Origin of the sequence: Comamonas granuli NBRC 101663, assembly GCF_000739995.1 — a bacterium.
GTDB classification, from domain to species: Bacteria; Pseudomonadota; Gammaproteobacteria; order Burkholderiales; family Burkholderiaceae_C; genus Simplicispira; species Simplicispira granuli.
Window position 1 is genome coordinate 308,087 of the sequence record NZ_BBJX01000001.1, and the last position, 13,229, is coordinate 321,315.

General features: G+C 71.4%; 13 protein-coding genes. 6 read left to right on the top strand and 7 right to left on the bottom strand.

The window, feature by feature from the left end; all coding sequences use genetic code 11:
- Positions 1–79: 79 nt before the first annotated feature.
- From CGR01S_RS01445 to CGR01S_RS01460, 4 genes are all read left to right on the top strand, one after another.
- Positions 80–1,237 (top strand): iron-containing alcohol dehydrogenase, encoded by a 1,158-nt coding sequence (locus CGR01S_RS01445; protein WP_042421628.1) that lies wholly within the window; start codon positions 80–82, stop codon positions 1,235–1,237.
- Positions 1,238–1,320: 83 nt separating this feature from the next.
- Entirely contained in the window at positions 1,321–1,773 is a 453-nt protein-coding gene (locus CGR01S_RS01450; protein WP_042421630.1) for a universal stress protein, read from the top strand.
- Positions 1,770–2,342 carry a bifunctional pyr operon transcriptional regulator/uracil phosphoribosyltransferase PyrR gene (locus CGR01S_RS01455; RefSeq protein WP_245616717.1) on the top strand — a complete coding sequence of 191 codons (573 nt, stop codon included), beginning with the start codon at positions 1,770–1,772 and terminating at the stop codon, positions 2,340–2,342. The genes CGR01S_RS01450 and CGR01S_RS01455 overlap by 4 nt, the downstream gene beginning before the upstream one ends.
- Before the next feature lie 38 nt (positions 2,343–2,380).
- Positions 2,381–3,004, top strand: coding sequence for a phosphoribosyltransferase (locus CGR01S_RS01460; protein WP_042421632.1), 624 nt, complete (start codon positions 2,381–2,383; stop codon positions 3,002–3,004).
- 59 nt (positions 3,005–3,063) lie between these two features.
- On the opposite strand, the gene CGR01S_RS01465 is transcribed toward CGR01S_RS01460, so the two are convergent.
- The 3 genes from CGR01S_RS01465 to CGR01S_RS01475 form a co-directional block, all read right to left on the bottom strand.
- The gene (locus CGR01S_RS01465; protein WP_042421634.1) at positions 3,064–3,534 is read right to left on the bottom strand and encodes an FKBP-type peptidyl-prolyl cis-trans isomerase; all 471 of its coding nucleotides are present in this window, start codon (positions 3,532–3,534) and stop codon (positions 3,064–3,066) included.
- Between the two features lie 50 nt (positions 3,535–3,584).
- On the bottom strand, positions 3,585–4,616 hold the full coding sequence (locus CGR01S_RS01470; protein WP_042421635.1) for a pirin family protein: 1,032 nt from the start codon (positions 4,614–4,616) through the stop codon (positions 3,585–3,587).
- 148 nt (positions 4,617–4,764) lie between these two features.
- Positions 4,765–5,652 (bottom strand): LysR family transcriptional regulator, encoded by an 888-nt coding sequence (locus tag CGR01S_RS01475; protein WP_042421638.1) that lies wholly within the window; start codon positions 5,650–5,652, stop codon positions 4,765–4,767.
- Positions 5,653–5,743: 91 nt separating this feature from the next.
- On the opposite strand from CGR01S_RS01475, the gene CGR01S_RS01480 reads away from it, so the two are divergent.
- The gene (locus CGR01S_RS01480; protein WP_245616718.1) at positions 5,744–6,757 is read left to right on the top strand and encodes an NAD-dependent epimerase/dehydratase family protein; all 1,014 of its coding nucleotides are present in this window, start codon (positions 5,744–5,746) and stop codon (positions 6,755–6,757) included.
- 2 nt (positions 6,758–6,759) lie between these two features.
- The gene (locus CGR01S_RS01485; protein ID WP_042421640.1) at positions 6,760–7,935 is read left to right on the top strand and encodes an Acg family FMN-binding oxidoreductase; all 1,176 of its coding nucleotides are present in this window, start codon (positions 6,760–6,762) and stop codon (positions 7,933–7,935) included.
- On the opposite strand, the gene CGR01S_RS01490 is transcribed toward CGR01S_RS01485, so the two are convergent.
- From CGR01S_RS01490 to CGR01S_RS01505, 4 genes are all read right to left on the bottom strand, one after another.
- On the bottom strand, positions 7,925–8,692 hold the full coding sequence (locus CGR01S_RS01490) for a tRNA-uridine aminocarboxypropyltransferase (protein ID WP_042421642.1): 768 nt from the start codon (positions 8,690–8,692) through the stop codon (positions 7,925–7,927). The genes CGR01S_RS01485 and CGR01S_RS01490 overlap by 11 nt on opposite strands.
- Positions 8,689–9,309 (bottom strand): class I SAM-dependent methyltransferase, encoded by a 621-nt coding sequence (locus CGR01S_RS01495; protein WP_245616719.1) that lies wholly within the window; start codon positions 9,307–9,309, stop codon positions 8,689–8,691. The genes CGR01S_RS01490 and CGR01S_RS01495 overlap by 4 nt, the downstream gene beginning before the upstream one ends.
- A 128-nt stretch (positions 9,310–9,437) precedes the next feature.
- The gene (locus CGR01S_RS01500; protein WP_042421790.1) at positions 9,438–10,184 is read right to left on the bottom strand and encodes a tyrosine-protein phosphatase; all 747 of its coding nucleotides are present in this window, start codon (positions 10,182–10,184) and stop codon (positions 9,438–9,440) included.
- 107 nt (positions 10,185–10,291) lie between these two features.
- Positions 10,292–13,216: a DNA topoisomerase III gene (locus tag CGR01S_RS01505; RefSeq protein ID WP_042421644.1), complete on the bottom strand. Its 2,925-nt coding sequence runs from the start codon at positions 13,214–13,216 to the stop codon at positions 10,292–10,294.
- Positions 13,217–13,229: the final 13 nt, after the last annotated feature.

Here is a 13,229-nt window from a genome sequence, read left to right on the forward strand (position 1 = left end):
GCGCAGTAGCATGCATGGCAAGCGCGCGGCGCGCCCGGGGCGGCGCCGCGCATGCCCGTGAACCCCTGCAAGGAAAGCCATGCTCAACTTCGAATTCCACAACCCCACCCGCATCGTCTTCGGCCAGGGCAAGGTGGCCGACCTGGCGCGCCTGGTGCCGCCAGCGGCCCGGGTGCTGGTGCTCTACGGCGGCGAGAGCGCGCGGCGCACCGGCACGCTGGCCGAAGTGCGCGCCGCCCTGGGCGAGCGCAGCGTGAGCGAGTTCGGCGGCATCGAGCCCAACCCCAGCTACGAGACGCTGATGCGCGCCGTGGCGCAGGTGCGCGCCGAGAACATCGACTACCTGCTCGCCGTGGGCGGCGGCTCCGTCATCGACGGCACCAAGTTCGTGGCTGCCGCCGCCTGCTTTGACGGCGAGCCCTGGGATATCCTGCTGCAGCGCGGGCGCAATGTGCAGCGCGCCCTGCCGCTGGCCAGCGTGCTCACGCTGCCCGCCACGGGTTCGGAGATGAACAACGGCGGCGTGGTCACACGCAAGGCCACGCAGGCCAAGCTGTCGTTCTCCAGCGCGCACTGCTTCCCGCAGTTCTCCGTGCTCGACCCGACCAAGACCTACACCCTGCCGCGCGAGCAGATCGCCAACGGCCTGGTGGACGCCTACGTGCACATCATGGAGCAGTACCTCACCTACCCCGTGCAGGCGCGCCCGCAGGACCGCTTTGCCGAGGGCCTGCTGCAGACGCTGGTGGAAATCGCCCCCGGCGCACTGGCCGAGCCGCCCGACTACGACCACCGCGCCAACCTCATGTGGACAGCCACGCTGGCGCTCAACGGCCTGATCGGCGCGGGCGTGCCGCAGGACTGGGCCACGCACATGATCGGCCACGAGCTCACCGCCCTCTACGGCATCGACCACGCGCGCACGCTGGCCATCGTGCTGCCCTCGCTCATGCAGTCGCAGCGCGCGGCCAAGCGCGACAAGCTGCTGCAGTACGCCGAGCGCGTCTGGCACGTCAGCGCTGGCAGCGAGGACGAGCGCATCGACGCCGCCATCACGCACACGCGCGCCTTCTTCGAGAGCGTGGGCATCCCCACGCGCCTGTCGGCCTACGGCCTGGGGCGCGAGGCCGTGGACGCCGTGGTGGCGCAGCTCACGGCGCACGGCATGCTCAAGCTGGGCGAGCACCGCGCCATCACGCCCGAAGTCAGCCGCGCCATCCTCGAAGCGGCGCTCTGACCGGCGTCCATTGCGGCGCGGGGGCGGTTCTGCTATCGTGATCCGGGGCGCCCATGCGCCCTTGGCTTGCGAAGGAGGCCGACATGTACCAACGCATCCTCGTTCCGGTGGACGGCAGTCCCACCTCCCTCCAGGGGCTGGCAGAAGCCATCCGCCTCGCGCAGACCACGGGCGGCCAGATCCGCGTGCTGCACATGGTGGACACCCTCTCCATCGCCATGGCCGTAGGGGCCTATGCCATCAGCGCCGACGTGCTCGACCAGTTGCGCGCCGACGGCGAGCAAATCCTGCAGGACGCGCGCGCCCAGGCGGTGGCGGCCGGCGTGGCCGCCGACACCGTGCTGGACGACGGCGTGCACGGCCACCTGGCCGACCGCGTGGCCGAACAGGTGCGCACCTGGCCCGCCGACGTGGTGGTGCTGGGCACGCATGGCCGGCGCGGCGTGGGCCGCCTGCTGCTGGGCAGCGACGCCGAGCAGGTGCTGCGCACCACGCGCGTGCCGGTGCTGCTGGTGCGCGGGCAAGAAGCGCCGTGACCGCCGAGCGCCCGCCCGGCCAGCGCACCTGCCTGTACGGCACCACGGCGCTGGGCACGGTCATGGACCGCATGGCGCGCCAGGCCGCGGGGCTGCTGGCGGACCACGAGCGCGTCGCCGTGGTCGGCATCCTGCGCCGGGGCGCACCGCTGGCCGAGCGCCTGACCGCGCTCATGGTGCGCCGCTACGGCCTGCGCATGCCGCTGCGGCTGGACCTGTCCGTCAAGCGCTACGCCGACGACCTGACCCTGCTGCACCCGCAGACCCAGCTCACCGAAGACGCCCGCCACGCCGCCATCGACCTCGCCGGCCATGCGCTGCTGGTCGTCGATGACGTGCTCTACACGGGCCACTCCCTGCTGCGGGTGCTCGAATACCTCGCGCGCAAGCAGCCCGCGGAGATCCGCGTGGCCGTGCTGGCCGACCGCGGCGTCGCGCGCCTGCCGCTGCATGCGGACATCGTCGGCATGCGGCTGGACATCGCCCCCGGGGACGTGATCGAGTGCAACGTCCCGCCCTACGAGGACGAATTCAAGATCGAGCTGCTGCAATTGCAGCACAGCGCGTGAGCCGGCCGGCCGCGCGCAGGCCATGAAAGGGGACTGCCATGTTCCAGGATCGCAGCGACGCCGCCCGCCGCCTGGCGGCCAGCCTGCAGGCCTGCGCCGGCCAGAAACCGCTGGTGCTGGCCATCCCGCGCGGCGCCGTGCCCATGGGGCGCATCATTGCGCAACAGCTCGGCGGCGAGCTCGATGTGGTGCTGGTGCGCAAGCTGCACGCCCCCTTCCAGCCCGAGCTGGCCGTGGGCGCAGTGGACGAGAGCGGCTGGACCTACACCGTGCCGCAGGCCGAACGGGTGGGCGCCGACGCCGCCTACCTGGCCCAGGAGACGCGCACCCAGATGCAGGCCCTGCGCGCGCGCCGCGCGCTCTACAGGCCCGTGCGCACGCCCATCGACCCGGCCGGGCGCACGGTCATCGTGGTCGATGACGGGTTGGCCACCGGCGCCACCATGGTGGCCGCGCTGCACGGCCTGCGCGCGCGGCACCCGGCGCGGCTCATCTGCGCCGTACCGGTGGCCTCGCGCGAGGCCCTGGCCCTGGTCCGCCCCCTGGCCGACGAGGTGGTGTGCCTGGAGGTGCCGCCCGACTTCGCCGCCGTGGGGCAGTTCTACCGCGACTTTGCGCAGGTCGAGGACAGCGAGGTCGTCCGGCTGCTGGCGGGCGCTTGAGAGCCACCGCCGATGGCGCTGTCCCCCTGGAGGGAAGACACACTGCGGCTCAGGGGATGTCAGTGATGATGCCCATGCCCGCCATGCACATGGCGGTGGGCGATTTCCTCGGCCGTGGCGCTGCGCACTTCCGTCACCTTGCAGCTAAAGCGCAGCGCCTGGCCGGCCAGCGGGTGGTTGCCGTCGAGGTGCACCTCGGGACCCTTGATCTTCACCACGTTGAACACCTGGGGCTGGCCGTCGTTGCCCACGCCCTGGAGCTGGCCGCCCACCTTCACGCCGGGCGGGAACTCGCTCTTGGGGATGGTGCGCACCAGGCTCTCGTCGCGCGCGCCGAAGGCGTCCTCCACGGCCAGGTCCAGCGTGGTGGCGAAGCCGGCGGCCTGGCCTTCGAGCGCGGCCTCCACCTTGGGGAAGATGTTCTCGTAGCCGCCGTGCAGGTAGGCAAGGTTGCCCGCGTCGAGCGGCTTGCCCTGGGGCGTGGTCAGCTTGTAGCTGATGGTGACGGCGGTGTCTTTGCTGATGTTCATGCGGCGCTTTCTCTAGAAACCGGTTCTGAGGGCAAAGACGGGATTGTCCCTCACGGCAGGCTCTCGGCCGCCTCGCCGGGATAGCGCGCGAAGCGCCGTGCCGTGCCGCCATGCACCGGGTCGCCGGCGGGCCAGGGCCAGCCGCCGAACTGCGTGCGCCGGTAGTCCTGCATGGCCTGCAGGATCTCCTGCTGCGTGTTCATGACGAAGGGGCCGTACTGCGCCACCGGCTCGGCGATGGGGCGGCCCTGCAGCAGCAGGCATTCCACGGGCGTGCCGCCGGTGTTCTCCAGCATCCAGTCCTGGCCCGCCACCAATTCCAGCGCGGCGTGCGCCGCCACATCCTGCGGGCCCACGCGCAGGCCCGCGCCCACGAAGTAGTACAGCATGCGCCGCGTGCCCTGGCCGCGCGCGGCGGGCAGCACCCAGCGCGCGCCGGGCTCCAGGTGCAGCGTCCAGATGGCCACGTCGGCGTCCGGCTGCGCGGCCCAGGATTCGGGCGGCGGTGCCAGCGGCTCGGCGGCCCCGGGCAGGGCCCCGGCCACCACGGTAACCGTGGTCAGGCGCCCTGCATCGTCGCGGTGCGCCAGGCGCGGAATGCGCTCGTTCCACAGCATGGTGAAGTGCGGCGCCACCATCTTCTGGTGCGCGGGCAGGTTCAGCCACACCTGGAACAGCTCCAGCGGATTCGGGCCGTCGGTGCGCAGCAAGGGGAACATCTCCGAATGCTGGATGCCCCGCCCCGCCGTCACCCACTGCACATCGCCGCCGCCAAAGCGCGCGGCCGCGCCCAGCGAGTCGGCATGGTCGATCAGGCCCTTGCGCACCAGCGTCACCGTCTCGAAACCCCGGTGCGGGTGCGCCGGAAAGCCCGGCACCGTCTCACCGTGGTACATGCTCCAGCCGTCCTGGCGGCTGAAGTCGCTGCCGATCTGCCGGCCGCCCAGCGGCGCGGCCGGGCCGTAGGCACCGTCGCCCGCCGGGTAGGCGTCGTCGTGGTGGGCGCAGAACAGGAACGGATCCAGCGTAGGCCACAACGGGCCGAGGGGCTGGGTGGTCAGGATGGGCGAGGAAGTGGTCATGGCAATGCTCCTGGGTTGTATTGAAGCCGGATTGCGCGCGCAGGAAAAGCCGTCCACAGCGCAACACTGCGTTCCATGGGTGAATCCATCAAAAAAATGGCTTGCAGGCCAATGTGGTTGAGCGCAAGTCGCTACGGAAATAGGAGTGTTATTCCAGCGCCTGCGGCACCACCTCCGCCAGAAAGTCATACACCGCGCGGATGCGCGCGCTGGTGCGGATCTCGCGGTGCACCGTGAGCCAGATGGGGAGCTGCGGCAGCGCGAGCTGGGGCAGCACCGGCTGCACTTCGGGGTCGGTGCGCGCCATGTAGTGCGCCACGAAGCCGATGCCCAGGCCCGCGCGCACCGCCTGCCAGTAGGCGATGAAATCGTCGGTGCGCAGCGCGAACTGCTCGCGCCCCACCGGGTGCCCCAGGGCGGCAAAGCCGCGCAGGATGTCCTCGTAGCGGTCGTTGCCCACCAGCTCGTGCGCCAGCAGGTCGGTGGGCTGGCGTGGCGTGCCCCGGCGACGCAGGTAGTCGCGGTGCGCATATGCGCCCAGCGTCACCGTGCCTATGCGTCGCGCCACCAGGCTGGACTGGTCGGGCCGCACCATGCGCAGGGCGATGTCGGCCTCGCGGCGCAGCAGGTTGCTGACCTCATTGCTCGCCACCAGCTCCACCTGCACCTCGGGGAGCTGCTGGCGCATGCGGGCGAGCAGCGGGGGCAGCAGCAGGCAGGCCACGGGCTGGCTGGCGCTGATGCGCACCGTGCCGCTGGCGCCGGCCTGCGCGCCCGAGACGCCGCGTGCCAGCGCATGCGCGCCGGCCTCCATGGCGCGCGCCGCCTCGGCCAGTCGCAGCGCCGTGGCCGTGGGCTGTAGGCCCCGGCCGGTGCGCTCGAACAGCACCGTGCCCAGTTGCGCCTCCAGCTCGGCGATGTGGCGGCCCATGGTGGGCTGGCTGGAATGCAGCGCGCGCGCCGCGCCCAGCAGGCTGCCATGCTCCAGCACGGCCAGGAAGGAGCGCACCAGGTTCCAGTCGAACGGGGTATTCATGAATGAAATCCTGCTATGGATATTCATGCAATTGTGTAACGGCGCCCGGGTTCCCACAATCGACCCCATCACAGAGCACATGGAGATGGACATGGCCAAGACGGTATGGGTGCTGGGCGCCAACGGGCGCCTGGGGCGGGCGGTGGCGCAAGCCTTTGCGGCGGCGGGCTGGCGGGTGCGTGCGCCCTGGCGGCATGGCGCTGTGGCGCAGGCCCCGGTGCTGCCCGGCGTGCAATGGCTGGCGCCGGGCGCTGCCTTGCAGGCGGCGCTGGACGAGGGTGCCGACGCGGTGGTCCACGCCATGAACCCCGCGCGCTACACCGCCAGCGCCTGGCGCGCCGAGGCCCCGGCGCTGCTGCACCAGGCCATCAGCATGGCGCTGGCGCTGCGCGCCGTGCTGCTGTTCCCCGGCAATGTGTACAACTTCGGCGTGGGCATGCCGCCCCTGCTGGATGCCCACACGCCCCAGCGCCCCAGCACGCCGCTGGGCCAGGTGCGCGTGGCGCTGGAGCAGCAGCTTGCCCAGGCCGTGGCCACCCAGGGGCTGCGCGCCGTCATCGTGCGCGCGGGCGACTTCTTTGGCGCGGGCCAGGGCACCTGGCTGGACCTGGTGATCGCGCGCAAGCTGCGTCAGGGCGTGATGGCCTGGCCCGGCCCGCTGGACGTGCCGCACGCCTGGGCCTACCTGCCGGATCTGGCCCAGGCCTTCGTGCGCGTGGCCGCCGCGCCCGCCCCCGCGCCGGGGCAGTTGCCGTGCCTGCCCTTCGCCGGCCACTCCGCCACCGGGCAGGACTGGCAGGCCGTGCTGGCCGAATGGGCGCAGGAGCAAGGCGGGCTGCACGGCGGCGTCTTGCGCGTGCAGTCGCTGCCCTGGGGCTGGATGCGCCTGGCCAGCCCGGTGGTGCCCATGCTGCGCTCGCTGCAGGCCATGCGCTACCTCTGGCAGGTGCCGCATGCGCTCGACGGCACGGCGCTGGCCCGGTACGCAGGCCCCGTGCCCCACACGCCGTTGCGCGAGGCGCTGCGTGCCAGCCTGGCCTTGCTGGATGGCGCCGCGCAGCTCTCCAGCACACCCGTCACCACGCCCATCACTACAGGAGCCTGAGCATGCAGCGCCGCCCCTTCCTCCGCGTGCTTGGCGGTGCCGCCGTGCTCGCCGCGACGCCCGCGCTAACGGGCTGCTCGTCTGCCCTGCCCGCCGAGGCGCTGGCCGCGTGGCAGCCGCCCGCGCCCGTGCCGCCCGGGGGCGATGTGCGTCGCTGGCTGCTGGCGCACGCCATCCTCGCGCCGCATTCGCACAACCTGCAATCGTGGCTGGTGGACTTGCACACGCCGGGCGAAATCTGGCTCTACTGCGACCACACCCGCCTGCTGCCCGAGACCGACCCGCACTCGCGCCAGATCCTCATGAGCCAGGGCACCTTCCTCGAACTGCTGCACCTGGCCGCGCTGCAGCAAGGCCTGCGTGCCGAGGTGGAGCTGTTTCCGCACGGCGTGTTCGACCCGCGCACGCCGCCCGCGCCGCCGCACACCCACCACGCCACAGCGCGCGTGCGGCTGGTGCCCGACGCGAGCGTGCGGCCCGACCCGCTGTTCGCGCAGATCTTCCGGCGCCACACCAACCGCTCGGCCTACGAGCAGCGCGCGCCCGCGCCACCAGCGGTGCAGACCATCGTGGCGGCCTGCACGGCGCCGGGCCTGCGCGTGGACTTTGCCCTGCCCGGCAACGCGCGCCTGCCCGAGCACCGCGCCATCGCGCGCGATGCCTGGCGCGTGGAGCTGGTCACGCCGCGCACCATGCTCGAATCGCTGAAGGTGCTGCGCGTGGGCCCGCGCGAGATCGCCGCGCACCGCGACGGCCTCAGCGTGAACGAGCCGCAGCCGCGCCTGCTGGCCGCCCTGGGCCTGTTCGACCGCAGCCGCGCCCCCGGCCCCGACGACATGGCGGTGACCCAGCAGGTGCAGGACTTCAACGCCAAGATCGAGGCCACGCCCGCCTTCTTCGCCATGGTGACCGAGACCAACGACCGCGCCACCCAGGTGCGCGCCGGGCGCGCCTATGCGCGTGCGCAGCTCGCCGCCACGGCGCACGGCCTGTCCATGCACCCGCTGCAGCAGGCCTTGCAGGAATACCCCGAGCAGGCGCCGCACCACGCCGCCATCCACGCGCTGCTGGGCGCGGGTGGCGGCCGTGGCACGGTGCAGATGTGGGCGCGCCTGGGCTACGCGCCGCCCGTGGGGCCCGCGCCGCGCCGGGGCGTGCAGGCGCATGTCATGGCATGAGGCTGGCGCCGTAGCACAGCCGGTGCAACTGCTGGTGCAGCGCATCGGTGGCATCCACCGGGCGCTGGTTCTTGGCCTGCAGGTAGTGGTGGGTGAAAACGTCGAGGTAGGCCTGCATCACCTGGGCGGCCTGCGTCTCGCCCGCCAGCGCCAGGCACAGCGCCGCCACCTCCAGCGTGCACAAATGCGCCGCGTCGGCCGACTGGCGCAGCCGGTAGCGCGAGGCCTGTTCGGGCCGCAGGCCCAGCACCGGCAGGGCATCGAGGTAGGGGCTCTTGCGGAACATGCGGCGCGCCTCGGCCCAGGTGGCGTCGAGCAGCACGAACAACGGGCGCCGCGTGGGCGCTGCACCGGGCGGCTCTGCGGGTTGCACCTGGGTGACCACGCGCTGCGGGTCGGCATAGTCCCCCGGGAACACCAGGTACGGCTGCCACTGCGGATCGGCCAGCAGGGCCCGCAGGCCGGGGGGCTCCTCGGTGCGCGTCCAGGCGAAGGCAAAGGTGTCGGCCACCACATCGGCCACCAGCCAGCCGGTGTTGCTGGGCTTGAGCGCTTCGGTGTCGCCCATCAGCAGGCAGACGCCCGCGCGCGTGGGCACCTGCGGCCGCAGGGCGCACAGGCAGTGGCTGGGCCGCAGGCGGCAGCCCGGGCAGCGCTCGCCGCTGGGGCCGCCACGCGCCAGGAAGGGCTTGCTGCTGCGCACCAGGCGCTCGGCGCGCAGGCGCGCCACGGCGTGGGGCGGCGGGACGGGTGTCACGGCGGCCCCGCGTGCTCCAGCGCGAACAGCGGCACCTCGGCACGCTGGCTCAGCCACACGCCACCGCCCACTTCGGTGAAGCCCTCGGCCAGCGTGCGGCGGTACAGCTGCGCGCGGTGGCGGAACTGGCGCGTATCGGTGAGCGTCTTGTCCACCACGTCCTGCTCCCAGTCCTCGCGCGTGACGGCCTCCAGGTACAGCGCGCCCTGGCACAGCCGGGCGAGGTTGCGCATGGCCGCCTGCGCGTCGGCCGCGTTCAGGTAGGGCAGCACGCCCTGGCAGATCACCAGGTCGAAGGGTTCGCTGGCGCGGTAGTCGAGCACCGAGCCGTGCTCCCAGCCAAAACGCTCGCACAGGTAGCGGCTCACCTCCACGCCATGGAAGCTGGCGTGCGGAAAGTGCCGCGCCAGCACCTCGCGCCACAGGCCGATGCCGCAGCCCACGTCGAGCACGCGCCGCACCGGCACGCGCAGGTACTGCAGGTAACTGCACACGAAGGCGCCCAGCCGCTCGATGTGCTGCGGGTCGGCCACGCGGGTCTTGGGGTCGAAGTAGTAGCGCTGGTAGTAGGCCTCGTCGAAGGCAATGGCGGGGTGGGCGGAATGGGGAGCTTGCACGTCAGGTTCCAGTGGGACAGGGCCCAAGTATCGCTGCGCGTGCAGAGGCGGGCCTGCAGAGGCCCCGGCGGGGGCGGCAAGGCCCCGGTCACGCCTGTCCGTGCGTCACCGGCTCCCCCGCGGGCCGATCAGGCCGCCTGCAGGTAGCGCGCAGCCAGCTCTGCCCGCGCCGCCGCATCCACCCCCAGTACGTCTTCCAGGTAGGTCGTGATGCCGCCGTACTGTGCGTCCACGCGGTGCAGCGCGGCGTCCAGAAAGTCCTCCTGCACGCCCCACAGCACCTGCAGCACCTCGCGCGGTGCGGCGCTGGCCAGGCCCGTGGGCGGGCGGTAGTAGGTATTGGTGAGCAGGTAGTCCTGCATCACCACCTCCCGCGGCACGCCCAGGGCGAGCAGAAGGAGGGCGGCGGCAAAGCCGGTGCGGTCCTTGCCGGCCGTGCAGTGGAAGACCAGCGGCGCGTCGCTCTCGAGCAGCAGGCGGAACAGCCCGGCAAAGCGCGGCGCGTTGGCGTCCACGAAGGCGAGGTAGGTCTCCTGCATGAGCCCCACGGCGTCCTGCGCGCTGAGCGGGTGGCCGGCGCGCAGCAGCTCCTGGGCGCGCTGCACCACGGTGGGCTCGATGGTGAGCGGGTGGCAGGCCACGCCCGGCAGGGCATAGGCCTGCGCGGCGCGCTCGGCCTCGCCGCGAAAATCCACGGCGCGCGCCACGCCCAGGGCCTGCAACTGGTCCAGGTCCTGCGGGGTGAGTGCCGCCAGGTGGTCGGAGCGGAACACGCGGCGCCAGCGCAGCGCCCGCCCGCCGTGGCCGCGGTAGCCCCCCAGGTCGCGGAAGTTGCTGGCCCCCTGCAGCGGCAGCGCGCGCGGCAGGTCTTGCATGGCGTGGGTGTGATCGGTCATGCCCCCAAGCGTAGCGCAAGCGCGGACGGCGGGCCCGGCCGGCGCCGGGTGGCGCGCGGGGGCATTCACACGCGCTTCACACCTTCTCAGCCCAGGTGCTGGCCCAGGATGCCGGCGAGCTCGAACATGCCGGCGCTGTCCTTGCCGAAGACGGCGCGCAGCTTGGCGTCGGCGTTGATGGTGCGCTTGTCCTGCGGGTTCTGCAGGTTGTGCGCCCGGATGTACTCCCACAGCTTCTTGACCGCCTCGGGGCGGGCCACGGGTTCGCTGCCGATCACGGCGGCCAGGGCCGCGCTGGGGGCCTTGCCGGCAGCGGCCTTGCGCGGCGCCTTGGGCGCGGCGGCTTTCTTGGCCGCAACGGGTTTAACAGCTTTTTGGGCTGCAGCGCCCGCAGTCTTTGCGCTGGCAGCTCCCTTTTTGCTAGCAGGCGCCGCCGCCGTCTTGCGCGGCGGGTACTTGCTCTCGCGCTGCTCGAACTCGAAGTTGACCTTGCCCGCGTCCTTGTCCCAGACCAGGAAGGCCTTGAACGCGCGGCGCGTGCGCATGGAGACGAACTTGTCGAGCAGGTCGGTCTTGCCCGTCTGCAGCAGCTTTTCCATCTGCGCGCGCTCCACGGGCTGCTGCAGGATCACCTTGCCGCTCTTGAAGGTGCAGCTCGGTGTGGGTTGCGCCGCCGTGGGGACGGCGCGCGTGCACACGTAGTTGCTGCCGTGCTCATGCACGTCCGCGCCGCAGAGGGGGCAGGCCCCCAGGGAGGCGTCGGCAAATTCCACCAGCTCGCCGGTGTCCTCGGCGTTCTTGTCGTCGCCGAAGTCGAATTCGAGCTTGTAGTTCTTGGCTTCCTCGTCGAAGCTGATGGTGATCTCGGCCGTGAACGGCCAGCCCGCCTTGGAGCGGAAGCCCTCCAGCGGGCCGATGCGCTTGTGCGCCAGCAGTTCTTCGGCCTCGGCGGTTTCAAAGGTGCGCCCGGCGGGCGACTTGCCGAACGAGAAGCCGCAGCCCTGGCCGTTGCCGCCGGCGCCGGTGCAGGCGTAGCGGCGGTAGTTCTCCTTCACCACGCCACCGCAGTTGGGGCAGGGTGCGGACAGCGTCGCGTAGTCGCCGGGGATGGTGTCGCGGTCGTATTCCTTGGCCTTCTTCACCATGCGCTCGGTCATGGCGGCGATCTCCTGCATGAAGGCTTCGCGGCTCAGGAGGCCCTTTTCCATCTGTGCGAGCTTGTATTCCCACTCGCCCGTGAGGTCGGCGCGGCACAGCTCCTCGACTTCCAGGCCGCGCAGCAGCGTCATGAGCTGGAAGGCCTTGGCCGTGGGGATGAGCTCGCGGCCCTCGCGCAGCATGTACTTTTCGGTCAGCAGGCCTTCGATGATGGCCGCGCGCGTGGCAGGCGTGCCCAGGCCCTTCTCCTGCATGGCCTCGCGCAGCTCGTCGTCGTCGATCTGCTTGCCGGCGCTTTCCATGGCGCCGAGCAGCGTGGCTTCGGAGTAGCGCGCCGGGGGCTTGGTCTTGAGGCCCTTGGGGTCGGCCTGCTCCGTGCGCACCACCTCGCCGGGCTTCACGGGCACCAGGTTCTGGCCCTTGTCGCCGGCCTGGCCGCCTTCCACCTCGTCGGCCGCTTCCTTGCCGTAGATGGCGAGCCAGCCGGGCTTGACCAGCACCTTGCCCTCGGTCTTGAAACTGTGGCCCGCCGCCGTGCTGATGCGCGTGGTGACGGTGTACTCGGCGCTCGGGAAGAACACCGCCATGAAGCGGCGTACCACCAGGTCGTAGAGCTTTTGCTCGGCCTCGCTCAGGCCGCTGGGCGCCTGCAGCGTGGGGATGATGGCGAAGTGGTCGCTCACCTTGCTGTTGTCGAAGATGCGCTTGCTGGGGCGCACGTAGTTGTTGTTCAACGCCGTGAGGGCGTGCGGCGCCAGGTGGCGCATGCTGCTCTCGGCCAGCATCTCGAAGGTCTGCTTGGCGACGGGCAGGTAGTCCTCGGGCAGCGCGCGCGAATCGGTGCGCGGGTAGGTCAGGGCCTTGTGGCGCTCGTACAGGCTTTGCGCCAGGGCCAGCGTGGTCTTGGCGCTGAAACCGAACTTGCCGTTGGCCTCGCGCTGCAGGCTGGTCAGGTCGAACAGCAGGGGCGAGGCCTGGGTGGTGGGCTTGCTTTCCTCGGTGACGGTGGCCGGCTGGCCACGCACGGCGTCGGCGATCTGCTGGGCCTGCTGCGCGCTCCATACGCGGTCGGCGCGCATTTCCGGGTCTTCGCCCTTCTTCCACTTCGGGTCGAACCACTTGCCGGGGTAGTCGCCCGCCTCGGCGCCGAAGCGGGCATGGATTTCCCAGTAGTCGCGGCTGATGAACTTGCGGATCTTCTCCTCGCGTTCGACGACGAGCGACAGCGTGGGCGTCTGCACCCGGCCCACGGTGGTCAGGAAGAAGCCGCCGCCCTGCGAGTTGAAGGCCGTCATGGCGCGCGTGCCGTTGATGCCCACGAGCCAGTCGGCCTCGCTGCGGCTGCGCGCGGCGTCGGCCAGGCCCTGCATCTGCGCCTCGCTGCGCAGGTGCTCGAAGCCGTCGCGGATGGCCTGCGGCGTCATGCTCTGCAGCCACAGGCGCTGGATGGGCTTGCCCAGGCCGCCCTTGGCGCCACCCGCGTACTGCTCGATCAGACGGAAGATCAGCTCGCCCTCGCGCCCCGCGTCACAGGCGTTGACGAGCGCGGTCACGTCCTTGCGCTTGGCCAGGCGGACCACCGCGGCCAGGCGGCTCTTGGTCTTGTCCACGGGCTTCAAGTCAAAGTGCGGCGGGATCACCGGCAGGTGGGCAAAGCTCCACTTGCCGCGCTTGACGTCGAATTCCTCGGGCGCCTGGATCTCCACCAGGTGGCCCACGGCGCTGGTGACCACGTAGCGTTCGTTCTCGAAATGGTCTTCGTGCTTGTCGAACTTGCCCGCCACGGGGGTGAGGGCGCGCACGATGTCCTGCGCGACCGAAGGTTTTTCTGCGATGACCAGGGTTTTGCTCATGGTTGGTTCTCGT